Raw genomic sequence first — 22,745 nt, 5'->3', positions numbered from 1 at the left:
CGGCCTGACGGCGCGGCCTGACCGACCTCCTCCCCTACACGCTCCCTCACCCCCAGGACCTTGACCGATGACCACTGACAACAACACGCAACGCACATGCCAGGAATGCGGCTTCGACAGCTTCGACGGTACGCGCCTGTTTTACCGCTACTGGCCCGGCGCGGCAACGAGCGGCCAGCGCGCCGTCGTGCTGTTTCACCGGGGGCATGAACACGGGGGCCGCGTGGCGCACCTGGTCGACGAGCTGAAACTGCCCGACTTTGCCTTCTTCGCCTGGGATGCACGCGGCCTGGGCCGATCAAGCGGCGAACGCGGCTACGCCGAGAGCATGGCCACCCTGATCAAGGACATGGACGCCTTCATCGCCCACATCGGCGCCACCTACGCCATCGCCCCGGCCGAGCTGGCGGTGATTGCGCAAAGCGTGGGCGCGGTGGTGGCGTCGGCTTGGGTGCACGACTACGCGCCGGCGATCCGCGCCCTGGTGCTCGCTTCGCCCGCCTTCAAGGTCAAGCTGTACGTGCCGCTGGCGCGCCCCAGCTTAAAACTCATGCAAGCCTTGCGCGGCAAGTTCTTTGTCAATTCCTACGTCAAGGCCAAGTTCCTGACCCACGATCCGGCCCGCATCGCCTCCTACAACGCCGACCCGCTGATCACCCGCCCGATCGCCGTCAACATCCTGCTCGGCCTGTACGACACGGGCGAGCGCGTGGTGGCCGACGCCGGCGCCATCACGGTGCCAACCCAGTTGCTGATCTCAGGCGCCGACTGGGTGGTGCATCACGGTCCGCAGCACGCCTTTTTCGATCGCCTGGGCAGCCCGGTCAAGGAAAAGCACGTGCTCGACGGCTTTTATCACGACACCTTGGGCGAACTCGACCGGGCCAAGGCGGTCGACCTGGCGCGCGCCTTCATCGTGCGCCAGTTCGCCGCGCCAGCGTCCGTGCCGAGCCTGCTGGACGCCGACAAGCACGGCTTGACCAAGGCCGAATTCGACCGCATCAGCCTGCCGCCTTCCTCGGCCGCCGCCAGCGCCTACTGGGCCATGTCGCGCTTCTGGATCGGGGTTGGCGCCAAGCTCTCGCAAGGCCTGCGCATCGGCGCCGACACCGGCTTCGACTCCGGCACCACGCTCGACTATGTGTACCGCAACAAGGCCACCGGCGTGCCCCTGCTGGGCACCCTGGTCGACCGGATTTACCTCGACAGCGTCGGCTGGCGCGGCATCCGCGTGCGCAAGACCCACCTGGAACGCCTGATCGCCAGCGCCATCACGCGCCTGGAAGCGGCGCACACGCCGGTGCGCATCGTCGACATCGCCGCCGGCCACGGCCGCTACATCCTGGAAGCGCTGGCGCCGCAACAGCAACGGGTCGAGCAGATCCTGCTGCGCGACTACAGCCAGCTCAATGTCGATGGCGGCTCGCGCCTGATCGAATCGATGGGCCTGGCCGGGCGCGCCCGCTTCGTGCTCGGCGACGCTTTTGACCGCGCCTCGCTGGCCACGCTCACGCCGCGCCCGACCCTGGCGGTGGTGTCGGGCCTGTACGAACTGTTCCCCGACAACGCCCTGATCCGCGCTTCGCTGGCGGGCCTGGCCGAAGCGGTCGAGCAAGGCGGCTACCTGGTCTACACCGGCCAGCCGTGGCATCCGCAGCTCGAACTGATCGCCCGTTCGCTGACCAGTCACCGCCAGGGCCAGGCCTGGGTCATGCGCCGCCGCACCCAGGGCGAGATGGACCAGCTGGTGGCCGACGCCGGCTTCGAGAAAATCGACCAGTTCACCGACGAATGGGGCATTTTCACCGTTTCGCTGGCACGCCGCACCGGCGCGGCCGTGCGTTAAATGGAGGCGCTCGCGACGCCGCTGGATTCGCCAGCGGCAGCCGGGCGGCCATGGCGCCGCGCCTGCGCCTGGCTGGCCTTCCTCGGCCCCTTCTTCTTCCTCACCTACGGGCTGGCCAACTGGTGGAGCGCCAGCCTGCCGCACGTGGGCAGCCTGGCCTTCGAATGGGAACGGCATATCCCGTTCTGGGACTGGACCATCCTGCCGTACATGTCGATCGACGCCTTTTATGCCGTCTCGCTGTTCATGTGCGTCACCAAGACCGAGCTCGACACCCACGCCAAGCGCCTCTTGATGGCCACCTGCGTCTCGGTGCTCTTCTTTTTCCTGTTCCCGCTGCGCTTTTCCTTCGACCGGCCCGAGACCGCCGGCTTTAACGGCGCGCTGTTTACGGCGCTGGCCGGGTTCGACAAGCCGTTCAACCAGGCGCCCTCGCTGCATATCAGCCTGCTGGTCGTGCTGTGGCTGGTGTACGCGCGCCACTTGCGCGGGCTGGCGCGGTGGCTGCTGCACATCTGGTTCTTCCTGATCGGCGTATCGGTCCTGACCACCTTCCAGCACCACGCGATCGACATCGTCGGCGGCCTGCTGGTGGCGGTGGCCTGCGTGTATGTGTTTCCCGACGCCCCGCACGGCTGGCGGCGCGCCGAAGCGCCTAGCGCACGCGGCAAGCCGCTGGCGCTGTTCTACGGCCTTGCCGGCGCGCTCCTGTGGGCGGCGGCGGCGCTGCTGGGCGGCTGGGCCTGGCTGCTGACATGGCCCGGCACCGCCTTGCTGCTGGTGGCGCTGGCCTACAGCCACTTCGGCGTCAGTGTGTTCCAGAAACACGGCGGGCGCACCAGCTGGGCCGCGCGCACCCTGCTGCTGCCCTACCAGATGGGCGCCTGGACCTCGTCGCGCTGGTTCACGCGCGCGATTGCCGCGCGCGCCGAAGTGGCGCCGGGCGTCTGGATCGGGCGCGTGCCCGGTCGCGAGGCGCTGGCCGGCATGGCGGTGCTCGACCTGACCGCCGAATTCCACGCCGCGCCGCACAAGCGCGCGCATTACGAGAGCGTGCCGATGCTCGACCTGCGCGCGCCCTCGCGGGCCCAGCTCGACGCCGCCATCGACGCCCTCGAGCGCCTGCGCGCGCACGGACCGGTGCTGGTGCACTGCGCCCTCGGTTACTCGCGCAGCGCGCTGGTGATCGCCGGCTGGCTGCTGCGCCGTGGCCTGGCGGCCGACGCCGCGCAGGCGCTGGCCATGCTGCGCCAGGCGCGCCCCCAGGTGGTGCTGAACCATGCTCAATTAACTCTGCTGGAAACGCGCGCCCATGGCTGAGCCAATCCTGCGCGAACAAGCCACAGCCGCCGGCGTGATGGCGTCCTTCCTGCGCGTGGGCGCGCCGATCGACCACGCCTCGTCCCTGCTGCTGGCGCTGGGCGTGGTGTGCGCGCTGCTCGGCTCCTCAAGTCCGGTGGCGCCGGCGCTGGCTTTATTGCTCGGCCTGGCCGAGAAATACTTCGCCTGGCGCGCCGCGCTCGACGCCGACCTGTTCGCCCTGCTGGCGCGCGACCCCGGGCACGAGGCCGCCTTCGACGCCGCCCTCGGCGCCTGCATGGGCCGCAGCACGCCATTGCTCCAGCGCACCCTGGCGCAGCGCTGGCAAGGCGCGCGCCGCTTCCTGCTGTGGCAAATCGGACTGGTGTTGGCGCAGGCCCTGCTGCTGGCCGCCGTGCTGTTTTTGGGGTAGTGTACGGACTTCCCCTGCCTGTTTCCGGTGCAAGAAACATGAACAAAGACACCTTGGTCATCGAACTGGAACGCCATCTGCGCGCGCTGGCCGCCGAACGCGAGGCGGCGCGCCGCGATCCGGCGCTGCAGGCGGCGCGCACGGCCGTCAAGCGCTACCAGGCGGCGCGCCTGGCGGCCACCCATCCGGACCTGCTGGCCGCGCCCGACACGCGCGAGGCGGCCGCGTTCTTTCTTAACGATATCTACGGCGCGCACGACCTGGGCCAGCGCGAAGCCGACCTCGAACGCATCGTGCCCAGCCTGCAACGACTGCTGCCGCTCGAATCGCTGCACACCATCACCGGCGCCATCGCGCTCGATGCGCTGACCGAAAAGCTCGATACCGGCATGGCGCGCGTGCTCGGCGCCGAGGTCGATGAAGCGGCCTACCTGATGGCTTACCGCAGCGCCAGCGCGCCGGAAGATCGCGCACGCCAGCTCGACCTGGTGCAGCAACTGGGCGACTCGCTGTGCTCGCTGGTGCGCATTCCGCTCTTGTCGCTGACCCTGTCGGTGATGCGCGGGCCGGCCAAACTGGCCGGCGTGAGCGAGCTGCACCAATTCCTCGATCGTGGCTTCTCCAGCTTCAAGAAGATGAAAAAGCCGGCCCATTTCGTGGACACCATCGTCGGGCGCGAACGGCGCGCCATGGGCCACATCTACGCCGGGCGCAAAGAACCGTTCGACGTGTTTTAGTATCGCCGACAGGAAGAAGATGAAAATTTACCATTGGACGAGTTACTCCATAACTATCCCCGGCGGCAATCGTGCCGCCGGGGTGAATGGAGAAATTCATGAAAAATCTGTCACGCGCACTTCGGCGTCATCATTCCGCTCGCCTCAAGCGAGCACGCCGTTTCTATTCAGGCATCGATAACCGTAGCGATCCGCGCCGCCTCGGGATACTGCTGCACACCTCCACCCTCTGCAGCTGCTGGATGTGCGGAAATGCGAGGCATTTCCTTGGCCCGACCATCCCCGAACAGCTTCATTTGGTGAAACTGGCTGAGGAAAGCTGATCGCCCCAGCCGAACAGCGCGCGCCGCCTTGTTGGCGGCGGCGCTCAGTGAGGCGCTGCGGCGCGCGGGGCCGCAATGGCCGACTGGTATTCCGACTTGAAGTATTCGCCAACCGTCCAGACCCCGTCATACCCGCCCGGCACGAAGGTGAACTCGCCCTCATGCAAGGTGGGACGAGCGCCCACGCCCATGCGCAGCGGGTCGTTACGTTCGATCAGCAGGCGGCAGCTGTAGCGCTTGTTCACCACCAGCGCACGGCACGGCGCGACCGGTTCGATGTCGGCGATTTCGCCGCGCCGTTCGCGGGCCGATAATTCCCATCGGTAGCCCATCTTTTTGCGTGCCAGCCGCTCCCGCAGTTCGGCGTCGAGCAGCTCGGCCTGCGTTTTGGACGACGCCACCGCGTAGCGCAAGGCACTTTCGAGCATCCTGCGCTTGATCGGGTAAGTCAGGTCGGGGGCCTCGCCATCGGCGTCGAGGCGGCCGAAGCGCGCCTCGACAATCGCCGGATCGGCCTGGACCACCAGCAAGTCGCCCTCTTTCTCGTCCTTGGCGACGGTGTAGGCGAACGCAAAGGCCTTGCCGTCGATATGGACCGTGGCGCCGCAGCCGCGCACCCCGGCCTGTTTGATATAGCCGACCTCGCGCATGCCGCCGGACGTGGCGCCCACGCCGCGCGGCAGCATGCTGTCGATCTTGTTGCGCACCGACCAGCCATCGCAGGCGGGCAGCGCGGTAAACAGCCGCATGACGCCGGCGATGGCGAACACCAGCAACACCGGTCCGAGCAACAACAGCGCGAGTTGGAACCAGATCCACATTCCCTTCGGTGGCGCGATTGGTTTGAGGTCCTTGCGTTGTTGCGCAGAGGTAAACAAAAAATCGGCAAAATCGAGGATGGCGGCGCGCCTGGCGCTGCCGCCGATGACGCCATGCAAGGCGTCGAAACGCGCGCGCGTCATCAAACCGCAGTTCACCATCTGGAACAGCACCTCGCCGGGCAAGGTGAGCACCTTTTCGAACCCGATGCGTTCCAGCACGCCGTCGCGCTCGTCCGCCCGCAGCAAGCCTTCGCGCACCATCAGGTCTATGCAGACGGCGCTGCCCTCGATGCAAAACAACTCGTATCGTTCCAGCGCCTGATCGAACATGTCCTGGTCGCTGGCCAGCTCAAGGTGATCGAAGGCGGCGACCAGCTCGTCCGCCGACACCATCCCTTTGCGCATCAGCCATGCCAGGGGCTCGACCAGGGAGGGACTGGCCGCCAGCGCTTGCCCCTCGGGGTCCGCCAGGGCAAGCCGGCATCGCTTGGCGCTCAGCAGGTCGATGTACCGCAGGTAAGCAAAAGCACAGGATGGCGGTGTGTCGGTCATCGGGAGCGGGAAGAAGACGAAGGAGGCGAAGAAGGCGAAGAAGGCCCGGCGCCTGTCATGCGGGAACCGGGCCGGACTGGAATCAGGAGCTCACGCCCATGACATGGCGCATATCATTTGGGCGCATCTGCCCGCGCGGCGGCGAGCGCTTTCTTGCGCGCCGCGTCGATGGCGCCCTGGTACTCCTGGGTGAAACTGTCGGCCATGGCCCAGCCGTCCCCCTGGCGCACGAAGCTGAAATCGGCCTCGAACACGCTCGCCGATGCGCCGCCGAACAGCGCCAGCATGGGATCCTTGCGCTCGACCAGCAGGCGGCAACTGTAGGTGCCGCCTGGCGTGATTTCGCGGCATGGCGCCAGCGGCTCGATCTCGGGAATGTCGCGCGTGCGCTCCGGCGCGCCCTGGCTGGTGCGAGCGCCGAGGCGCGGCGTGCCGGCCACGCTCTCCATCATCTTTGCCAGGCGCTCGTCGCCGGCATCCGCCTTGAACTTGTCGGCCGCGGCGCGAAACGCCTTGTCGATATTGGCGCGCCCGACCGGCGCGCCCTTGCTGTCGGCGCTGGCGGGGCCAGCGCCCTTGCCGAAGCGCGCTTGCACGATGTCAGGATCGGCGCCGGTGACGCTGTAGCCGCCTTCCTTGCCGCGCGCCACCGTAAAGGCGTACGGCCGTTCGATCGGGCCCATGGTCAAGGTGCCGATGCAGCCGCGCACCCGGCCGACCTCGTCGAAACCGACTTCGCGGATGCCGTCGACCGAGGCGCGCGGCGCGCGCTCGCCGCCGGGGCGCAGGTAAGCGTTGACGCCTTCGTCCACGTTCAGGCGGAACATGATCGACGCGACGGTGGAGGTGACCTCGCGGTCGGTGCACTCCGGGATCGGGTCCGGCCGCACCAGCGACCACACAATGTAGCCGACGAAGGCCAGCGCGGCGCCGATCCACAGCCACAAGGGGCCGGGAAAAATGCCTCGGATGACGGTGCTGCGCGCTGCGGAAGAAATCTTGCCGAACATCTCTTGCACTTCTGCCAGGATGGCGGCGCGTCCGGCGCTGCCGCCGGTGACCGCGCGGATCTCGTCGAGCCGTTCGTGGGTGATCACCTGGGCATACACCATCCAGACGAAGGCCGCCGCCGCCGAGGCCAGCATCTCGTCGCCCGGCAGCGCCTCGAGGGCACGCGTGCGCTCCTCGTCGGTGATGATGCTCTCGGCGACCAGGGTGTCGAACCAGTCGCGGTTCAAGCCTTCGCGCACGCCATGAATCTTCAGCAAGGCGATGTCGATCGCGCGCCGGTGCTGTTCGCGGTCCTCGCCGCTGTAGGTGCTCAGGAAGCGCTGGTATTTTTGCTCGAGATCGTCTTCTTCGAGAATGTCGCGCAGGACCAGCCACACCAGATGGTCGGCCAGCTGCGGATAGTCGGCCAGCTCGCCCGCCTGGGGATGGGCCAGCGCGCGCTGGACCTGGTTGCGCGTGATCAGGCCGATCTGCTGGAGGACGGAAAAGTGGCTTGCGCTGGATTGGTCGGACATGGAAAGCTCGGCTGGTTCGCAATTGCCGATTTTACAACATTAACTTTTACCCAGGGGAATTATTTTTTCCTTAACCTTACCAAGTGTTGCGTCCGCGCCCCCGCGCTGGCGGTTCATTGCTGGCCGCGCGCCTCGGACAACAGACCGCGCTGCACCAGTCACCTCAGCCTTGACGAGCGGCGCTGCCACATGCAGCGGCATACGAGCCAGCGCCTGGGGCCAAAGGACGCGCTCAGCGCAGTCAGCACTGCCTGCATAAGCACTTTTGTGCGCCGAGCACGTTTGCATCATCCTCCACTGGCTTTGCGCCGGTGGTGGTCGATCGCCGCCACCAGCGAGGCCAGTCCGACCCCGTAGCTGATGGTGGGGTGGTAATAATCGGCGTCCATTAAGTTGCGGCAAAACGCGACCTGGCGCATGAAGGCCTTGTGTTTGCCGGGCGGCACGGCGATTGTCTCGGGCGAGTCCAGCCACAGGAAGATCGCCGGATTGCCGCCGTACTCCCCGCCTTCCACCGCGCTGATGCGCTCCCACGGCAAAACGATCGGCAAGCCACGGCCTGCCAACGCCAAACCGTCGGCGCGCAAAGTGATCTGCCCGACCGGCAGGAGGCGCGCCAGCACCGCCGCCAGCATTCCCACGCCACCGGCCACCAGCAACCACGCGCCGCCCCGAATGATCGGCGTGAGCGTTGTCATCGTGATCAGGGGCATGGCGCCGATTGCCAGCATGCCGATCGCCACGGTCATGGCCTTGCTGCGGGACGGGCGCAGCGGCACGCCGAACGGCACCTTGGTGATATCGGCCACTTCATTGGCGGTGCGGTAGAGCCGGATCAGGCGCCATACCGACGTCCCGGCTGCCAAGAAGCATACCAAGAGGATACCGAGGGACTGGCCACGCGCCGCTTCGCTGGTCTGCGCCAGCGTGTTCGACAGCGCTGCAATGGCAAGCGCAACGCAGATAATCGTGCTGGACCAAATGATGAAACCGGGTTTGGAATGCATGGATCCCTCTGGACTGGTGAATGGCGGCTGGTGTTTGGCGGGGACAAAACGCTCAATGATACCAAAAACTTAATATCAATTTTGCAATGGATGCATTGATGTTATCGCCGGCAGCGCTATCGCCTCTCCGGCGGCCTCGACCGCCTGATTCGGCCCGGTAATAGTACGCATGTTCTGCGCCGGACTGCAACAAGGTGATCGATGGACGCTTGCGCTTCAATCAAGGGCGCGCCTTGAGGATGTGACGCGCGATGCCGCGCAGGATGTTGACTTCCTCGGTCTCGAGCTGGGTGCGCGCAAACAGGCGCTTTAAGCGCGGCATGAGTTTCTTGGGATTGTCGGCGTCGAGAAAATCGATCGCCACCAGCGCCTGTTCCAGGTGCGCATACATGCCCTCGACCTGGTCCAGGCTGGCGGAGTCGCCATGAAAGCCGATCGCGCTCGGCGCCGGCGCATCGGTGTCGCCGGCCACCCGGCATTCGTAGGCCAGCACCTGGGCCGCCTGCGCCAGGTTGAGCGAGGAATAATCGGGATTGGCGGGGATATTGATCAGCACATTGCACTGCTCGACGATCTGGTTCGGCAAACCAAAGCGCTCGTTGCCGAAAATGAGCGCGGCCGACAAGTCGCCCTGCCCCGCCACATGGCCGGCGAACGCGCGCGGAGTGAGCACCGGCGGCGAGAATTCGCGCAGGCGGGCCGACACCGCCGCGGCGAAATTGCACCCTTCCAGGGCCTCGCCGATGCTGCCGACGATGCGCGCGCCTTGCAGCACATCCTGGGCGCCGCTGGCGAACGCCACCGCTTCCGGGTCTTGCAAGGCATCGGGGAAGCGCGGGTTGACCAGCACCAGGTCGGAAAATCCCATGGTTTTGATGGCGCGCGCGACCGCGCCGATATTGCCGGCGCGGCTGGTCTCGACCAGGACAAATCGCAGGCGTTTGAAAACAGACGTGTTGATTTCGGGCGTGTTCATTTAAAATAGCGCTATCGCGCAGTGGCGGATGATTAAAAACAGGGCTGACCAGCCCGCGATTTTAACCAGTTCGCCGCCGCACCGCTCTTTAATTCATTCTTGTTCTCTACCGTACGCTGCGCCCAAGGGGGCGCCGTGGGCGTTAGCGTTCTTTTAACGGAAGCTCCACATGCACCCAATGCTCAATACGGCGATCAAGGCAGCTCGCCGCGCCGCCACCGTGATCCAGCGCGCGTCCTTCGACGTCGACCGGATCAGTGTTACTGAAAAACAACACAACGATTTCGTCACCGATGTCGACCAGGCGGCCGAACAGGCGATCATCGAGACCTTGCTCAAAGCCTATCCCGACCATGCGATCCTGGCCGAGGAATCGGGTGCATCCGCCAACCTGAACGACGAGAGTGAATTCGCCTGGATCATCGACCCGATCGATGGCACCACCAATTTCATGCACGGCTATCCCAACTATTGCGTCTCGATCGCGCTGACCCAGCGCGGCATCGTCACGCAGGCCGTGATCTACGATCCGGTGCGTAACGACCTGTACACCGCCAGCAAAGGCGCCGGCGCCTACCTGAACGACAAGCGTATCCGCGTCACCAAACACGACCGCCTGGCCAACACCCTGCTGTGCTCCGGCCACGCCGCCGGCCCGCGCGCGCTGGCTGAATACATGAAAATGTACGGCGTCGTCGCCGAACGTTGCCAGGCCGTGCGCAGCGCCGGCTCGGCCGCGCTGGAACTGGCCAACGTGGCCGCCGGCCGCAGCGACGGCTTCTACGAAAAGGGCCTCAAAGCCTGGGATATCGCCGCCGGCTCGCTGCTGGTGACGGAAGCGGGCGGCATCGTCGGCGAGTTCAACGGCGAGTCCGACTACCTGCACAAGGGCGATATCATCGCCGCCAGCCCGAAGGTGTTTGGCCAGATGGTCACGCTGCTCGCGCCTTTCGCGTAAAATACGCCGTGACGCTGTACCGGAGGCCGTGTAAGGCCTCCGCTTTCCCTCCGCCAGGCTTCACAAGCCGCACGTGAAATTTCCACAGCGAAACTGATTTCTGTTAAATTTAGCATCGCTGTGTATGCCGCAATGTCGGGTGGCACCGTTTCCAGTGCCTTTGCCACCACGATTTTCTAATATTGATTGCCTGCGACTGGCGCTTATTGCATGAGCGACGGGCCGATCTCCACCATAAAGTTATCATGTCATTTTCTAAACTCGGCCTGTCCGATGCTATCGTTCGTGCCGTAACCGAACACGGTTACACCGTCCCGACCCCGATCCAGACCCAGGCGATCCCCGCCGTGCTGAACGGCGGCGACCTGCTGGCGGGCGCACAGACCGGCACCGGCAAGACCGCCGGTTTTACCCTGCCGATCCTGAACCGCCTCTCGACCGATGCGGTCGGCGCGGCCCAGGGCAGCAAAACCTCGCCGCGCTCGGTGCGCGCGCTGATCCTGACCCCGACCCGCGAACTGGCGGCCCAGGTCGAGGAAAGCGTACGCGTGTACGGCAAGTACACCAATTTGAACTCGGCCGTGATCTTCGGCGGCGTTGGCATCAATCCGCAGATCAAGCAGCTCAAGCACGGCGTCGACATCCTGGTGGCAACGCCAGGCCGCCTGCTCGACCACATGGAACAGCGCACGGTCGACCTGTCGAAGGTCGAAATCCTGATCCTGGACGAAGCCGACCGCATGCTCGACATGGGTTTCATCCGCGACATCAAGAAAGTGCTGGCCGCCCTGCCGCCGAAGCGCCAGAACCTGCTGTTCTCGGCCACCTTCTCGGAAGAGATCAAGGCCCTGGCCGATGGCTTGCTGAACAAGCCGGCCATGATCGAAGTGGCGCGCCGCAATTCGACGGTCGAAGTCATCTCGCAGAAGATCCACCCGGTCGACCGCGACAAGAAGCATCCGATGCTGTCGCACCTGATCAAGTCGAACAAATGGACCCAGGTGCTGGTATTTACCCGCACCAAGCACGGCGCCAACAAGCTGGTCGAGCAACTTGGCGCCGATGGCATCGGCGCCATGGCGATCCACGGCAACAAGAGCCAGTCGGCGCGCACCAAGGCGCTGTCGGAATTCAAGGATGGCGCGCTGCAAGTGCTGGTTGCGACCGACATCGCCGCGCGCGGTATCGATATCGACCAATTGCCGCACGTGGTCAACTACGACCTGCCGAACATTCCTGAAGACTATGTGCACCGGATCGGCCGTACCGGCCGCGCCGGCGCCACCGGCGAAGCCGTGTCGCTGGTCTGCGTGGACGAGCACGACATGCTCAAGGATATCGAAAAGCTGATCAAGCAAACCCTGCCGCGCCAGATCATCGCCGGTTTCGAGCCGGACCCGACCGCACGCGCACAGCCTGTGCAACTGCGTAGCGGCGCGCCAGGCCATGGCGGCCGTGGTGGTCGTTCCGGCGGCGGGCAAGTGGTCAAGGTTGGCGGCGGCGGTGGCCGTGCTCCGGCCAAGCCACGCAGCGCTGGTGGTGGCGGCGGCGGCGGTGGCGGTACGGCTGGCGCGCGCGGTCCGCGTCCGGCGGCGCCGCATCGTTCGGGTGGCCGTGGCCGCTAAGTAAGCAGCTAGTCCGGCGCTCTGTCGCCGGACGCACGCCTTCGCGCGTGGTTACGTGTTCGCCATCTGCAACGATGAGCGGGCATGAATCCACGCGCTTTTCAAGTACTCATGCTTGCGTACTCAAACATCTGTACCGCATCACTTCAGGGAGCGTGCGCCGGATACAGAGATGGCGCTTGCTGCGCAGCCCAGGACAAGCCAGGCAGGAAGCGCAGCCAAAGCATACATTGGCAGCCCTATTTTTTCTTCGTGCATTCAAGACGTTGGCCATATAATTCCAGCCTTGAAGACAGCACTCTGCTTCGCAAATTGGCCGCGCTACTCAGCGACCCCTTCCGTTCTTCAATGTGAGACAGCGTCAGCTTCATTCCCGTGTCATCAATGACATCCTGACTGTGATACGCGTTACCCACGATGCCAATTCCCCGATCGAGCAAGGTAATTGCAGTTACATAATTGCCGTCGTCAATGAGCTTATCCGCCTGTTTGGACAGGGTGACAGCAGCGGCGTGTTCCGATTCCATAATACATTTCCCCGCAACGTTAGCGGCAGTTCGCGCATCCGCACCACTTGCAAAAGCGCATGAAATTCCACATGCCAGCGCTATACTCGCTTTACGGACCCACCCGCTTGAATACATCATTTTTCCCTTCGTAATATGCCAATCCCATCTTCTGGGCATTTTCCCTCGCAGCTTGCTTGCCGCGCTAAAACTCATACCCGAATCCACGACCAGTGCGCTATTTCCAGCATTCGTTGCTCGATTCATAGCGGCGCTGTCGACTGGGTGGGCGTAGCGTCGGTCAGTCTTGAGCATCATGCACTGTTCGTCGCCACTTTGAGCAAATGAAATTTTCCTTTTGGATCGTTGACAAGATTGCCAGCGTCGCCCGGACGCGATGCGATGCGATGCGATGCGCAGATTTCCTCCCACGCCTTGAAAAACCATATATACTTGCGTACTCAAACATCTATACCGCATCACTAAAGGAGATCGCAATGAATGAACTCAATTCCCACGCCGAACTGTGCCTGCGCATGGCGCGCGCCAACGCGGCCCTGCTGCGCCGCTTCGACAATTCCCTGGGCGGACACCACGGCATCAGCTTTTCCGACTTCCAGATCCTCAACCACCTGAGCCGCGCACCGGGCGGCCGCCTGCGCCGGGTCGACCTGGCCGAGCGGCTGGGACTGACCGCCTCCGGCATCACGCGCAGCCTGCTGCCGCTGGAAAAGATCGGCCTGGTCACGCGCGAAGCCGACCCGCGCGACGCCCGCGTCGGCTTTGCCGTCATCACCGCCAGCGGGCAGGAACTGGCGCTCAACGCCAGCGATGTCGTCGACCTGATCAGCCGCGAAGCGCTGCGTCCCTTCCCACCGGACCAGCTCGAAGCGATGTCGGCCATCCTGGGCCAGATCGCCGGCATCAACCTGAGCAACAGCTAAGCCCATGGACGAGCAAAAACAAGCGCGCGCGGCCCTGCTGGGCGAGCCGAATTTCCGCTGGATGATGGGCGGCGCCATCATCTCGGCCATGGGCGACCAGTTCACCATGATCGCCCTGCCCTGGCTGGTGCTGGTAAGCACCGGCGACCCGCTCAAGATGGGCCTGGTGATTGCCCTGATGAGCGTGCCGCGCGCCGTTTTCATCTTGCTCGGCGGCGCCCTGGTCGACCGCTACTCGCCCAAGTCGATGCTGATGATCAGCAAGTACGTGAATACCGTCTTGCTGGGTTTGCTGGCAGCGATGGTCTTGACCGGCCACATGCAATTGTTGCTGATCAGCGCGCTGGCGCTGGCGATCGGTTTCGCCTCGGCCTTCAGCATCCCGGCCGGCACCTCGATGCTGCCGAACGTGGTGGCGCCGGCGCAACTGCCGCTGGCCAACGGCGTGATGATGGGGATCCGCCAGGTGACCATGCTGGCCGGTCCGCTGCTGGCCGGCATGCTGATCGCGCTGTTCGGCGACGGCAGCCGCGCCGGCGGCGCCGCTAACGCGAACGGCATCGGCATCGCCTTCGCGCTCGACAGCGCCAGCTTCTTGCTGTCGGCCTGGACCTTGTCCAAGGTGCGCCTGCTGCATGCGGCGCCGAAAACGGCGCCGGAACCGGTGCTGCGCGCGGTTGGCGCCGGCGTCAAGATGGTGTGGAACGACATGGCGCTGCGCACCAGCATGCTGTACTGGGGCCTGTGCGCGTTTGTCGTGGGCGGCGCGATGCAGGTGGCGCTGCCGGTGCTGGCCAACACGGTGCTGCACGGCGCCTCGGCGCTGGGCGTGATCATGGGCGTGCACGGGGCCGGCAGCCTGGCCGGGATGGCGCTCAGCGGCGTGCTGGGCAAGTTCCGGGTCCGCAATTTCGGCACCACGGTGCTGCTGGTCGATGTGCTGGTCGGGATGCTGCTCATTCCGCTGGGGCTGGTGGCGGCGACCTGGCAGGCGGCGGCCCTGCTGCTGGCGATCGGTGTGCTGGGCGGCTTCGTGCAGGTGGCCGTGTTCAGCTGGCTGCAGCAACGCGTGCCGCGCGCCATGCTGGGGCGGGCCATGAGCATCTTCATGTTCATCTTCATGGGCGTGGCGCCACTGTCGGCGGCGCTGACCGGCTGGCTGCTGCAATACATGACCCTGGCGCAGCTGTTCGGTGGCGCCGGATTGTTCCTGGTGGGGGCGGCGCTGCTGGCCTGGCTGCTCACGCCGATGGGGACGATTGCGGATGGGGCAATGCCTTCGACCGAACGATGAGGCCGAAGGAGTGCGTTCTGACTTGCTCAGGTGCCAGCCACATCCCTGGTTTTCTTTGGACGGCCACCAAGCTTGCCGCTTTCACGCGCGGTGGCCGTCTTGGCATCGCTCGCTGGCGCGCCGCCCACCTTGCCCATCTGTGCAGCCATCCAGCGCCTGGAACCGAGAAAGCCCTCCAGCAGCGTGGGGAGATACAGGTCGGCATCGAGTTTGGGGAAATGCACGCCCAACCCGGAAGGGCTGATCTGAGCATCGACCAGGTCTGCCGGATGGGCGTTTTCGAAACCTTGTACATCACGGGGCGCAAAAGCAATTTGCAAGCCGGATGCCAGCGAAATCACGATGCGTGAAATGCGACGGTCGTAACGTACCGCCACCGCCGCCGGAAAAGTCATTTTCTTTGCTGCTCCGCGGCGGTTCGCGGCCTCAAATGTTGAATCAGAAATATCCATGGATTCCCCTCCATTGAGCACATAGCAGCGCCAGATTTTTGACAAGCGCAGCTGCAATCTTTCCAAGTTCCCTTTGCGAAAAACCGTAGTTCTCGCGCAACTGAGGAGGCCCGTCCGGGCAATTCAGATGGAACACTGCTTCATATCCCTTACCTTGAACGTGAACATGAGCAGGTCGGTGATCGTTTGGGTAGATGACCACGCGCAGGCCAAACATCGTCAGTACAGTTGGCATTGTATCCCTGACTCGCCTGCCCCGAATCCGCGCCACGACCAACAATGTGGTTTACGATAGCGCCTTGCCAACGTCCAGGTCTTCCGATGCCCAAATTCTGCGCCAACCTCAGCCTGATGTTCACCGAAGTGAGCTTCCTCGACCGCTTCGCCGCCGCGCGCGCCAATGGTTTCGACGGCGTCGAGTTCCTGTTCCCTTACGCTTTCGACGCGGACCAGATCGCCGAGCGCCTGGCGCGCTGCGGCGTGCAACTGGTGCTGCACAACCTGCCGCCGGGCGACTGGAACGCGGGCGAGCGCGGCCTGGCCTGCGACCCGCGCCGCATCGGTCAATTCCAGGACAGCGTGGCGCTGGCCCTCGACTACGCCGTCGCGCTCGGCGTGCGCCGCCTGCACTGCCTGGCCGGCATCGCGCCGCCCGGCCTCGCGCCCGAACACGCGCACCAGACCTACATCGCCAACCTGCGTTTCGCCGCCGCCCAACTGGCCGCGCATGGCATCGACCTCATGATCGAGCCGATCAACACCTACGACATGCCCGGCTACTTCCTCACCGGCAGCGCCCAGGCCGCGGCGGTGATCGCCGAGTGCGCCGCGCCAAACCTGTTCATGCAATACGACATCTATCACATGCAGCGCATGGAAGGCGAACTGGCCAATACTATCCGCGCGCACCTGCCCCTGATCGGCCACATCCAGGCGGCCGACAACCCGGGCCGCCACGAACCGGGTACCGGCGAAATCCATTACCGTTACCTGTTCGCCCTGCTCGACGAACTCGGCTACAAAGGCTGGGTCGGCTGCGAATACCACCCGCGCGGCGAGACCATCGCCGGCCTGCATTGGCGTAGCGTATTTACTTAATTCATGACAAAATGAACAACATGATCGAAGGCATATTTCGCCGATGGAAACATTAGCGAAGTTTGACTTTAAGCAAACCCGATTCAAATCAACGGCGCAAGAATGGGAACTTCTGGCCAGCCTTCCCGCGCCCGCCTGAAAGGATGTATGAACGCCCTTCGCACCCTCTTCACCTCCGCCCTCCTCGCCGCCAGCCTGCTGCTGGGCGGCTGCGCCAGCAACCGGGTCAACCTGGAGGAGGTGCGCGAATTCGCCGACGCCTCGGCCCGGCTGGGCGGCTACGCCGAACTGTCCACGCGCTACCGCGACACCTATCTGCGCGAGCAACCCTACCTGCCGCCCGCCGCCGAGAAGCTCGCCAAGGAAAACGACGGCAGGCGGCACGCCGCCTACAACGACTTCGTGACCATCCAGAAAGCCGTGGTGCTGTACATGCAGACCTTGAGCCAGCTGGCGGGCCAGGGGCGCTACGATTTCACGCCGCAGATCGACACCTTTAGCGTGGGCCTGAGCGGCATGACCGACACCACGCTCGGCCAGAAGCAGGTGGCCGCCTACACCGGCCTGGCGCGCCTGTTGACGCGCGCGATCACCTCGCACTTCCAGAAAGAAAGCGTGGAAACCATGGTGCGCGAAGGCGACGCCGATGTGCGCGTGCTGCTCGAAGCGATGATCAGCCTGACCGACATCTACGCCAGCGCCCACGAAAATGAAAAGAAAACCGTGCTCGGCTTTTTCGAAGTGGCCCTGCCCATGGCCGACCGGCCGCAGGACCGCCTGCTGTACACCCTGGCGCGCGCCCATGTGCAAGCCAAGACCAGCGAGTACCGCCTGGTCGACCGCCGCATCGACCTGGCGCGCCAGGGCCTGGCCAAGGTGGCGCAGGGACACCAGCAGTTGCGCGAGAACCTGGCCACCATGTCCTCGTCCGAGATGCGCCACATGCTCTCCGACGTGGTGCGCGACCTGCGCCTGATTCGCGCCGGCCTGGCAACCGACTAAACCGACCCGAGGTATGCTATGAAGACCGATCAAGACGGACTGGCCAGTGTGGAAGACATCATGGCGCTGGCCGCACAATTATCAGGCGTCGCCAGCGCCATCCATGAACGCGCGCTGGTGGCCATCCGCGCGCCGGGCGACGCCAGGCTGGGCGAGGACGAGCGCAACGGCGCCTTCGCCCTGCTCGACGAGGAACTGCTGTTGCGCCAGCACGTGCACGCCCTGTACCTGGACGCGGCGCGCGCCGTGGTCAAGGGCCTGGGCCAGCCGCAACAGCACGTGCTGGCCCTGACCGCCGACGCCGCCGAAAAAATCCGCAAGATCAGCGTCATCGCCAACGTCACCGGGCTGGTGGCGGCGGTGGTCGGACTGGCCGGCGCGGCGGCCAGCGGCGTGCCCGGCACCGTCTCGCTCGCGCTCAAGGATGTGCGCGACCGTATCAAGGCGATCAAGGCCCAATAGCCCCAACAGGCCCTATCTGGCCAGATAGCCATCGCCGCCGGCGCGCGTGCGCCGGTATTCAGCGCCGCGCGAACGCGCTACACTCATCTCAATGCGCGCGCGCCCACCCGGGCCGCTACGCCAACACAACATCAACTTTCCCGAGCCTCGATCATGAACGGACTGGAACCTGGGCAGCTTGCGCTCCTCAAAGCCGTCCTCGAACAGCGGCTGGCCGAACTGGCCCGCCACGACGAGGCCGAGGTGGCGGCCGGCCCGCGCGACCTGGCGGTGCAGGAGGTCGAAACCTCACCGGCCGACAAAGCCACCGTGCGCCTGCTCAACGACCTGGCGCTGGAAGCGGCCGGCCACCACGTGGCGCAACAGCGCACCATCCGCCAGGCGCTGGCGCGCATCGAGGACGGCGGTTACGGCGAATGCGAGGAATGCGGCAATCCGATCGGCTTTTCGCGCCTGCAGGCACGCCCGGAAGCGCGCCTGTGCATCGCCTGCCAGACCCGCGCCGAGAAGCGCTGACGCGACCATCGGGCGCGCCAGGCAATCGCGGCACATGCACAGCGAAGGGCTGCGCACGCGCGGGCGTTTCAGCTCATGTGCTGTCCGCCATTGATGGCGATGTTGGCGCCCGTCACGAACGCCGCCTCGTCCGACGACAGGTAGGCGACCAGGCCCGCCACTTCCTCCGGCTCGCCCAGCCGTCCGACCGGAATCTGCGGCAGGATGCGGCTGCTCATCACCTGGTCCGGCACCGCCATCACCATGTTGGTGCGCAGGTAGCCCGGCGAGACGGTGTTGACGGTCACGTTATGGCGCGCCATTTCGAGCGCCAGCGCCTTGGTGAAACCGTGCATGCCGGCCTTGGCGGCGGCATAGTTGGTCTGCCCGAAAGCGCCCTTCTGCCCGTTCACCGACGAGATATTGATGATCCGCCCCCAGCCTTGCGCGATCATTGGTTCGATCGCCTGCTTGGACAGGTTGAACACGCTGTCGAGATTGGTGCGCATGACGTCAACCCAGTCGTCGTGCTGCATCTTGGCCAGGCTGCGGTCGCGCGTGATGCCGGCGTTATTGACCAGCACATCCAGGCGCCCCTGTTCGGACAACAGTTTTTGCACCATCCATTCGCTGTCGGCAAAGTCGCCCACATCGACCTTGTACGCCGAAAAGCGAAAACCCTCGTCGCGCTGCGCCGCCAGCCAGCCCTCGGGTGAACTGTTGTGCGGCGAATAGGTGGCCGCCACGCTGAACCCTGCCCGGTGCAAACGCTGGCAAATTGCCGTACCCAAACCTCCCATGCCCCCGGTTACGAGTGCCACTCTTTTGATTTCCATCATGCTTTCCTGTCATCGTGGTGAAGTCCGAACCCAAGTCTAGGGTGGTTACCGTGCGCAACATTGAGCAATATCAAAGCTTGGGGAAAGATGGTTTAAGATGATGCATATCACGTCCATCGACACAGGAGCATGCATGGCGTACCAGACTATCCTCGTTCACGTTGACGACAATCCATCGGTTTCCGGGCGCCTCGGCGTGGCCATCGCGCTGGCCAGGCAGGGCGGGCACCTGGTCGGGGTGGCGCCGACCGGCGTGGCGCGCGCGCTCCATCCGAGCCTGCCGCCCGGTCAGGGCGACCCCACCCTGGCGCTGCACCTGGGCTTTTTGCGCGAACAGGCGCAGGCCGCGCTGGCGACGTTTACCGCGCGCTGCGCGGCGGCCGGGCTGACCTCGTACGAAGGGCGCGTGATCGACGACGACGCCGCCGGCGGCCTGTGCCTGCATGGCCGGGTGGCCGATGTGATCGTGCTCAGCCAATCCGATCCCGATCAGGGCGGGCCGGGCCTGCTGGCCGACCTGCCCGCCGACGTGGTGCTGCACGCCGGCACCCCGGTGCTGATCGCGCCGTTCTCGGGCGAGCGCGCCAGCGTCGGGCAGCGCGTGCTGGTGTCGTGGGACGCCAGCCGCGAAGCGGCCATCGCGCTGCGCCTGGCGCTGCCGCTGCTGCGCCACGCGGGCAGCGTCGACCTGGCCGTGTTCGATACCGGGCCGGGCAGTCACACGGTGGCCGAAGCGCAGGCGGCCGATCCGCGTGCCTGGCTGGCGCGGCACGGGGTGCGCGCCAGTTTCGCGATCCACCCGCTGGCCCACAAGCGCCAGCACGTGGGCGAGGCTCTGCTGGCGCTGGTCGCGCAGAAAAATGCCGACCTGCTGGTGATGGGCGCCTACGGCCACTCGCGCGTGCGCGAAACCATCCTGGGCGGGGTCACCCGCACCTTGTTCGAATCGATGAGCGTGCCGGTGCTGATGGCGCACTAAAAAACATCTCGCCAGATCGGCGCCGCTACTGGCGCGCATGCCAGACAGGGCAGCGTTGTTCGTCGTTGCATGGCAAGCCACGCAAGCTCCCCGCGCCTTGTCCGTGCTGACCATGCATTGCCTAGGCCCATGTCCGCAACGTTTCCCCGGATCTAACGAGGCGGGCTCTGGAAACAGCGACAGAATAAATCGGCCGAAAAGGCTGGTGATTGATGGCATTGCGATATCATTGAATTTACTGCAATTTCAACCCTAGTTACGGAGATGAAATGACAAGCAAGGACTATCCTCGATTTCAACGCATAGTCGCAATATTAATCGGCTATGAGAAGTTAAAGCAGCGTACTTGCTTTCTGCCCACTCGTCCGACCTCACCAGCGGCACTGACGCTGCTGGCATCGGGCGCCTATCAAGACAGGCTGGCCGGTCAGAAGGCGGCGACATGAAGACAATCTTCCTGATCACGGCGCTTTCGCTTCCTTTGATGTCCCATGGAGCGCCGCTCAGCACCGCTATCAGCGGTGACAAGCTGATCCGACAATACCTTGGCGACCCATCGCAGCGTCATACCACGCCAAAAGGCGACGCCTACGTCGATCGGGAAACGGCCAGGGGCTATATGGATGGCGTCAAGGATTTGACGGAAGGCGAGCGTTGGTGCGATCCGCGCAATGCGCCACCGCACGAAATTCATATCGACGTCGTCCAAGCCATCGCTCAATTAAGCGCTGATCGACGAAGGACGAACGCTGCCGTCCTGGTGCTGGAAACCCTGTCCCGTCTCTATCCTTGTAAGCCGAACGGAGGCAAGTCATGAAGCCAAGTTTCGCCGCTGTACAAAGCGGTTATCCGCGCCAAAGCGAATTTGTTCGCGACAATCTGTACGAGCAACTGGGCTGGCCTGACTTAAAGAACAATCCCGCGTTTATGGATACGTGCGCGATACGCATGAGTGTCGGATTGGCGGGCGCAAACGTCGTCATTCCAGGCCGGCTGACCATCAAAAGTGGACCACTGAGGGGCAAGTCGGTCGAGCCAGGACAAGCCAAGCTTTCGCACATCCTTAAACGTTTGTGGGGTGCCCCGGAGGTCTACAAAAACCGGGACGCTGCGCGCCACGGCATCGCCAATCGCAGCGGAGTAGTCTCGTTTTTCAGAATCCACGGTGCGGGCGGAGCGAATGGCGGCCACATCGATTTGATTGAGCCAGATGGCCACGGCTTCCATGTTTGCGCGATGAGCTGCTATCTGGACGCTGTCGAAATCTGGTTCTGGCCCCTGCTTTAAGAATCAGTCCCAGTGCATAGCAGGAGCCGGTTATTCAAGTATGGCGCGGGCCGCATACCGCAACAGGTGCCAGGCGCCCGGACAGCGTCTCAATGCCAGTCAAGTTCGCGGATGCGCGAGACCTGGCGGCGCGCCATCAAGGCCCACAGTTGCTGGGCCAGGGGCAGGTCGGCGCTCATCCGGCGCGGCGGCGCGAGCGCCAGTTCGCAGTCGCGGTCGGACCATTCTTCGAAACGGATATGGCCGCCGCTGCTCACTTCGATCACATACATGAGGCCATCGTCGTAGCCGAAGCGCAAAGCCGCGCTGGCCGGTTCGGGCGCGGCAGCGGGCGCGCTACTGGCCTTGCCTTTGCCTTTGCCCTTTACCTGGCGCAGCGGCGCGTACAGCTCGGCGAGGACCGCGGCCAGCTGCGCCTCGGTGGGCGCGGCGATGTCGCGTCCGTCCATGCTCGTCAGGGTGAGCCAGGCTTGAGTCATGGTCGCGTCCTCCCGGAGGCACGCAGTCACCGGCGCGGATGCCCCGGCTGGACTGGTACGTGGATGCACTATGTAAAGAGCATAATACCCAAAAAGCCGCTCATGCGAAGCGATATCTGAGGGTTGTTGCAGGCGCGATGAAACAGGTATCAAAACGCAAACGCGCCGCCCGGCGCAAAGGCGAGGGCGGCGCGTGAAGGACGCTGCATCGGGCGTCGCCGGGCAAGCAGTTTACTGCACCAGCACCGGAATACTGAGCGGATCGAAATCGGTCCAGTCGCCACCTTCGATGGTGCCCTTGGCGCGCTCGATATGGTGCGAGCCCAAACCGCGCAGCACCTCGATGGCGCGCGTTTCGTCGTCCGGCTGGTCGGCCGCCACCGCAATCAACATGCCCGACAGGCGCGGCTCGTAGCGGTTGGCATTGCTGCCCTCTTCCTTCTCGCCGGCATCCTTCATCTTCGACAAGCTGAACAGCGAACCCACGTGCGCCCCGACCAGGCCGCCGACAATCGGGCCGGCCGGACCGGTCACGACCGAGGTGGCCGCGCCGATCGCCACACCGATGGCGCCGCCGGTGGCCGCGCCCGCCACCACGCCCTCCGGGGTTTCCTTGGCGCCCGGCGACTGCATATTGTCGCCGCCGATCGCGGTCTGGTCATGCTGGCCCGGCTGGTTCAGGAAAAAGGCCGAGATGCGGTCCTCTGGAAAACCGGCGCGTACCAGCTCGCGACGCGCGTTGTCAACTTCGTCCTGAAGCTGAAAGTGACCTGCAACGATTGTAGACATGCTAACTCCTCCTGCA

The 22,745-nt window shown here is 64.7% G+C and carries 26 protein-coding genes; 16 read left to right on the top strand and 10 right to left on the bottom strand.

Going from position 1 to position 22,745, the window contains the following annotated elements; translation table 11 throughout:
- The first annotated feature begins 67 nt into the window (after positions 1-67).
- From F0185_RS19075 to F0185_RS19055, 5 genes are all read left to right on the top strand, one after another.
- Positions 68-1,846: a bifunctional alpha/beta hydrolase/class I SAM-dependent methyltransferase gene (locus F0185_RS19075; RefSeq protein WP_167227042.1), complete on the top strand. Its 1,779-nt coding sequence runs from the start codon at positions 68-70 to the stop codon at positions 1,844-1,846.
- Positions 1,847-3,166 (top strand): phosphatase PAP2/dual specificity phosphatase family protein, encoded by a 1,320-nt coding sequence (locus tag F0185_RS19070; protein WP_167227040.1) that lies wholly within the window; start codon positions 1,847-1,849, stop codon positions 3,164-3,166.
- The gene (locus F0185_RS19065; RefSeq protein WP_167227038.1) at positions 3,159-3,578 is read left to right on the top strand and encodes a hypothetical protein; all 420 of its coding nucleotides are present in this window, start codon (positions 3,159-3,161) and stop codon (positions 3,576-3,578) included. The genes F0185_RS19070 and F0185_RS19065 overlap by 8 nt, the downstream gene beginning before the upstream one ends.
- A 38-nt stretch (positions 3,579-3,616) precedes the next feature.
- On the top strand, positions 3,617-4,315 hold the full coding sequence (locus F0185_RS19060; RefSeq protein WP_167227036.1) for a DUF8198 family protein: 699 nt from the start codon (positions 3,617-3,619) through the stop codon (positions 4,313-4,315).
- 98 nt (positions 4,316-4,413) lie between these two features.
- The gene (locus F0185_RS19055) at positions 4,414-4,638 is read left to right on the top strand and encodes a hypothetical protein (protein ID WP_167227034.1); all 225 of its coding nucleotides are present in this window, start codon (positions 4,414-4,416) and stop codon (positions 4,636-4,638) included.
- 44 nt (positions 4,639-4,682) lie between these two features.
- Here F0185_RS19055 and F0185_RS19050 read toward each other — a convergent pair whose 3' ends face one another.
- The 4 genes from F0185_RS19050 to F0185_RS19035 form a co-directional block, all read right to left on the bottom strand.
- On the bottom strand, positions 4,683-6,011 hold the full coding sequence (locus tag F0185_RS19050; protein ID WP_167227032.1) for a hypothetical protein: 1,329 nt from the start codon (positions 6,009-6,011) through the stop codon (positions 4,683-4,685).
- Between the two features lie 113 nt (positions 6,012-6,124).
- Positions 6,125-7,537 (bottom strand): hypothetical protein, encoded by a 1,413-nt coding sequence (locus F0185_RS19045; protein ID WP_167227030.1) that lies wholly within the window; start codon positions 7,535-7,537, stop codon positions 6,125-6,127.
- 287 nt (positions 7,538-7,824) lie between these two features.
- A complete protein-coding gene (locus tag F0185_RS19040; protein WP_167227028.1) occupies positions 7,825-8,544 on the bottom strand; it encodes a hypothetical protein in 720 nt (239 codons plus the stop codon).
- Between the two features lie 220 nt (positions 8,545-8,764).
- Complete coding sequence (locus tag F0185_RS19035; RefSeq protein ID WP_167227026.1) at positions 8,765-9,520, bottom strand: RNA methyltransferase; 756 nt, start codon at positions 9,518-9,520, stop codon at positions 8,765-8,767.
- Between the two features lie 178 nt (positions 9,521-9,698).
- Between F0185_RS19035 and F0185_RS19030 the strand changes: the two genes are divergently transcribed.
- Positions 9,699-10,478: an inositol monophosphatase family protein gene (locus tag F0185_RS19030; RefSeq protein WP_167227123.1), complete on the top strand. Its 780-nt coding sequence runs from the start codon at positions 9,699-9,701 to the stop codon at positions 10,476-10,478.
- A gap of 245 nt (positions 10,479-10,723) precedes the next feature.
- On the top strand, positions 10,724-12,103 hold the full coding sequence (locus F0185_RS19025) for a DEAD/DEAH box helicase (RefSeq protein WP_167227024.1): 1,380 nt from the start codon (positions 10,724-10,726) through the stop codon (positions 12,101-12,103).
- Between the two features lie 239 nt (positions 12,104-12,342).
- Here F0185_RS19025 and F0185_RS19020 read toward each other — a convergent pair whose 3' ends face one another.
- Positions 12,343-12,927, bottom strand: a complete 585-nt coding sequence (locus F0185_RS19020; protein ID WP_167227022.1) for a hypothetical protein — start codon at positions 12,925-12,927, stop codon at positions 12,343-12,345.
- 179 nt (positions 12,928-13,106) lie between these two features.
- Here F0185_RS19020 and F0185_RS19015 point away from each other — a divergent pair, with 179 nt between their 5' ends.
- Positions 13,107-13,553: a MarR family winged helix-turn-helix transcriptional regulator gene (locus tag F0185_RS19015; RefSeq protein ID WP_167227020.1), complete on the top strand. Its 447-nt coding sequence runs from the start codon at positions 13,107-13,109 to the stop codon at positions 13,551-13,553.
- A 4-nt stretch (positions 13,554-13,557) separates the two neighbouring features.
- Positions 13,558-14,847: an MFS transporter gene (locus tag F0185_RS19010; RefSeq protein WP_167227018.1), complete on the top strand. Its 1,290-nt coding sequence runs from the start codon at positions 13,558-13,560 to the stop codon at positions 14,845-14,847.
- Between the two features lie 26 nt (positions 14,848-14,873).
- On the opposite strand, the gene F0185_RS19005 is transcribed toward F0185_RS19010, so the two are convergent.
- On the bottom strand, positions 14,874-15,299 hold the full coding sequence (locus tag F0185_RS19005; protein ID WP_167227016.1) for a DUF2442 domain-containing protein: 426 nt from the start codon (positions 15,297-15,299) through the stop codon (positions 14,874-14,876).
- Positions 15,286-15,534 (bottom strand): DUF4160 domain-containing protein, encoded by a 249-nt coding sequence (locus F0185_RS19000; RefSeq protein WP_167227014.1) that lies wholly within the window; start codon positions 15,532-15,534, stop codon positions 15,286-15,288. The genes F0185_RS19005 and F0185_RS19000 overlap by 14 nt, the downstream gene beginning before the upstream one ends.
- A gap of 86 nt (positions 15,535-15,620) precedes the next feature.
- On the opposite strand from F0185_RS19000, the gene otnI reads away from it, so the two are divergent.
- The 4 genes from otnI (at position 15,621) to F0185_RS18980 (ending at position 18,377) form a co-directional block, all read left to right on the top strand.
- Positions 15,621-16,397, top strand: a complete 777-nt coding sequence (gene otnI, locus F0185_RS18995) for a 2-oxo-tetronate isomerase (protein ID WP_167227012.1) — start codon at positions 15,621-15,623, stop codon at positions 16,395-16,397.
- A 147-nt stretch (positions 16,398-16,544) separates the two neighbouring features.
- Positions 16,545-17,399, top strand: coding sequence for a hypothetical protein (locus F0185_RS18990; RefSeq protein WP_167227010.1), 855 nt, complete (start codon positions 16,545-16,547; stop codon positions 17,397-17,399).
- Between the two features lie 18 nt (positions 17,400-17,417).
- Positions 17,418-17,861 (top strand): hypothetical protein, encoded by a 444-nt coding sequence (locus F0185_RS18985; RefSeq protein ID WP_167227008.1) that lies wholly within the window; start codon positions 17,418-17,420, stop codon positions 17,859-17,861.
- Between the two features lie 153 nt (positions 17,862-18,014).
- Positions 18,015-18,377: a TraR/DksA family transcriptional regulator gene (locus F0185_RS18980; protein WP_167227006.1), complete on the top strand. Its 363-nt coding sequence runs from the start codon at positions 18,015-18,017 to the stop codon at positions 18,375-18,377.
- A gap of 68 nt (positions 18,378-18,445) precedes the next feature.
- On the opposite strand, the gene phbB is transcribed toward F0185_RS18980, so the two are convergent.
- The gene (gene phbB, locus F0185_RS18975; RefSeq protein WP_187362589.1) at positions 18,446-19,192 is read right to left on the bottom strand and encodes an acetoacetyl-CoA reductase; all 747 of its coding nucleotides are present in this window, start codon (positions 19,190-19,192) and stop codon (positions 18,446-18,448) included.
- 136 nt (positions 19,193-19,328) lie between these two features.
- Here phbB and F0185_RS18970 point away from each other — a divergent pair, with 136 nt between their 5' ends.
- The 3 genes from F0185_RS18970 to F0185_RS18960 all read left to right on the top strand — a co-directional run bounded on the left by F0185_RS18970 (position 19,329) and on the right by F0185_RS18960 (position 21,461).
- Complete coding sequence (locus F0185_RS18970) at positions 19,329-20,174, top strand: universal stress protein (protein ID WP_167227004.1); 846 nt, start codon at positions 19,329-19,331, stop codon at positions 20,172-20,174.
- A 442-nt stretch (positions 20,175-20,616) separates the two neighbouring features.
- Complete coding sequence (locus F0185_RS18965; RefSeq protein ID WP_167227002.1) at positions 20,617-20,991, top strand: Rap1a/Tai family immunity protein; 375 nt, start codon at positions 20,617-20,619, stop codon at positions 20,989-20,991.
- A complete protein-coding gene (locus F0185_RS18960; RefSeq protein ID WP_167227000.1) occupies positions 20,988-21,461 on the top strand; it encodes a T6SS effector amidase Tae4 family protein in 474 nt (157 codons plus the stop codon). Before F0185_RS18965 ends, F0185_RS18960 begins: the two co-directional genes overlap by 4 nt.
- Positions 21,462-21,550: 89 nt before the next feature.
- On the opposite strand, the gene F0185_RS18955 is transcribed toward F0185_RS18960, so the two are convergent.
- On the bottom strand, positions 21,551-21,940 hold the full coding sequence (locus tag F0185_RS18955; RefSeq protein ID WP_167226998.1) for a hypothetical protein: 390 nt from the start codon (positions 21,938-21,940) through the stop codon (positions 21,551-21,553).
- A gap of 231 nt (positions 21,941-22,171) precedes the next feature.
- The gene (locus F0185_RS18950) at positions 22,172-22,729 is read right to left on the bottom strand and encodes a hypothetical protein (RefSeq protein WP_167226996.1); all 558 of its coding nucleotides are present in this window, start codon (positions 22,727-22,729) and stop codon (positions 22,172-22,174) included.
- Positions 22,730-22,745: the final 16 nt, after the last annotated feature.

The organism is Massilia rubra (genome assembly GCF_011682065.1).
Lineage (GTDB): Bacteria > Pseudomonadota > Gammaproteobacteria > Burkholderiales > Burkholderiaceae_D > Telluria_A > Telluria_A rubra.
This window is presented reverse-complemented; position numbering and strand designations above follow the sequence as displayed.

Bases quoted from the DNA above. Each gene is read 5' to 3' on its own strand.
- F0185_RS19075 (WP_167227042.1), top strand. From the start codon at position 68: ATGACCACTGACAACAACACGCAACGCACATGCCAGGAATGCGGCTTC.
- F0185_RS19070 (WP_167227040.1), top strand. From the start codon at position 1,847: ATGGAGGCGCTCGCGACGCCGCTGGATTCGCCAGCGGCAGCCGGGCGG.
- F0185_RS19065 (WP_167227038.1), top strand. From the start codon at position 3,159: ATGGCTGAGCCAATCCTGCGCGAACAAGCCACAGCCGCCGGCGTGATG.
- F0185_RS19060 (WP_167227036.1), top strand. From the start codon at position 3,617: ATGAACAAAGACACCTTGGTCATCGAACTGGAACGCCATCTGCGCGCG.
- F0185_RS19055 (WP_167227034.1), top strand. From the start codon at position 4,414: ATGAAAAATCTGTCACGCGCACTTCGGCGTCATCATTCCGCTCGCCTC.
- F0185_RS19050 (WP_167227032.1), bottom strand. From the start codon at position 6,011: ATGACCGACACACCGCCATCCTGTGCTTTTGCTTACCTGCGGTACATC.
- F0185_RS19045 (WP_167227030.1), bottom strand. From the start codon at position 7,537: ATGTCCGACCAATCCAGCGCAAGCCACTTTTCCGTCCTCCAGCAGATC.
- F0185_RS19040 (WP_167227028.1), bottom strand. From the start codon at position 8,544: ATGCATTCCAAACCCGGTTTCATCATTTGGTCCAGCACGATTATCTGC.
- F0185_RS19035 (WP_167227026.1), bottom strand. From the start codon at position 9,520: ATGAACACGCCCGAAATCAACACGTCTGTTTTCAAACGCCTGCGATTT.
- F0185_RS19030 (WP_167227123.1), top strand. From the start codon at position 9,699: ATGCTCAATACGGCGATCAAGGCAGCTCGCCGCGCCGCCACCGTGATC.
- F0185_RS19025 (WP_167227024.1), top strand. From the start codon at position 10,724: ATGTCATTTTCTAAACTCGGCCTGTCCGATGCTATCGTTCGTGCCGTA.
- F0185_RS19020 (WP_167227022.1), bottom strand. From the start codon at position 12,927: ATGATGCTCAAGACTGACCGACGCTACGCCCACCCAGTCGACAGCGCC.
- F0185_RS19015 (WP_167227020.1), top strand. From the start codon at position 13,107: ATGAATGAACTCAATTCCCACGCCGAACTGTGCCTGCGCATGGCGCGC.
- F0185_RS19010 (WP_167227018.1), top strand. From the start codon at position 13,558: ATGGACGAGCAAAAACAAGCGCGCGCGGCCCTGCTGGGCGAGCCGAAT.
- F0185_RS19005 (WP_167227016.1), bottom strand. From the start codon at position 15,299: ATGGATATTTCTGATTCAACATTTGAGGCCGCGAACCGCCGCGGAGCA.
- F0185_RS19000 (WP_167227014.1), bottom strand. From the start codon at position 15,534: ATGCCAACTGTACTGACGATGTTTGGCCTGCGCGTGGTCATCTACCCA.
- otnI (WP_167227012.1), top strand. From the start codon at position 15,621: ATGCCCAAATTCTGCGCCAACCTCAGCCTGATGTTCACCGAAGTGAGC.
- F0185_RS18990 (WP_167227010.1), top strand. From the start codon at position 16,545: ATGAACGCCCTTCGCACCCTCTTCACCTCCGCCCTCCTCGCCGCCAGC.
- F0185_RS18985 (WP_167227008.1), top strand. From the start codon at position 17,418: ATGAAGACCGATCAAGACGGACTGGCCAGTGTGGAAGACATCATGGCG.
- F0185_RS18980 (WP_167227006.1), top strand. From the start codon at position 18,015: ATGAACGGACTGGAACCTGGGCAGCTTGCGCTCCTCAAAGCCGTCCTC.
- phbB (WP_187362589.1), bottom strand. From the start codon at position 19,192: ATGGAAATCAAAAGAGTGGCACTCGTAACCGGGGGCATGGGAGGTTTG.
- F0185_RS18970 (WP_167227004.1), top strand. From the start codon at position 19,329: ATGGCGTACCAGACTATCCTCGTTCACGTTGACGACAATCCATCGGTT.
- F0185_RS18965 (WP_167227002.1), top strand. From the start codon at position 20,617: ATGAAGACAATCTTCCTGATCACGGCGCTTTCGCTTCCTTTGATGTCC.
- F0185_RS18960 (WP_167227000.1), top strand. From the start codon at position 20,988: ATGAAGCCAAGTTTCGCCGCTGTACAAAGCGGTTATCCGCGCCAAAGC.
- F0185_RS18955 (WP_167226998.1), bottom strand. From the start codon at position 21,940: ATGACTCAAGCCTGGCTCACCCTGACGAGCATGGACGGACGCGACATC.
- F0185_RS18950 (WP_167226996.1), bottom strand. From the start codon at position 22,729: ATGTCTACAATCGTTGCAGGTCACTTTCAGCTTCAGGACGAAGTTGAC.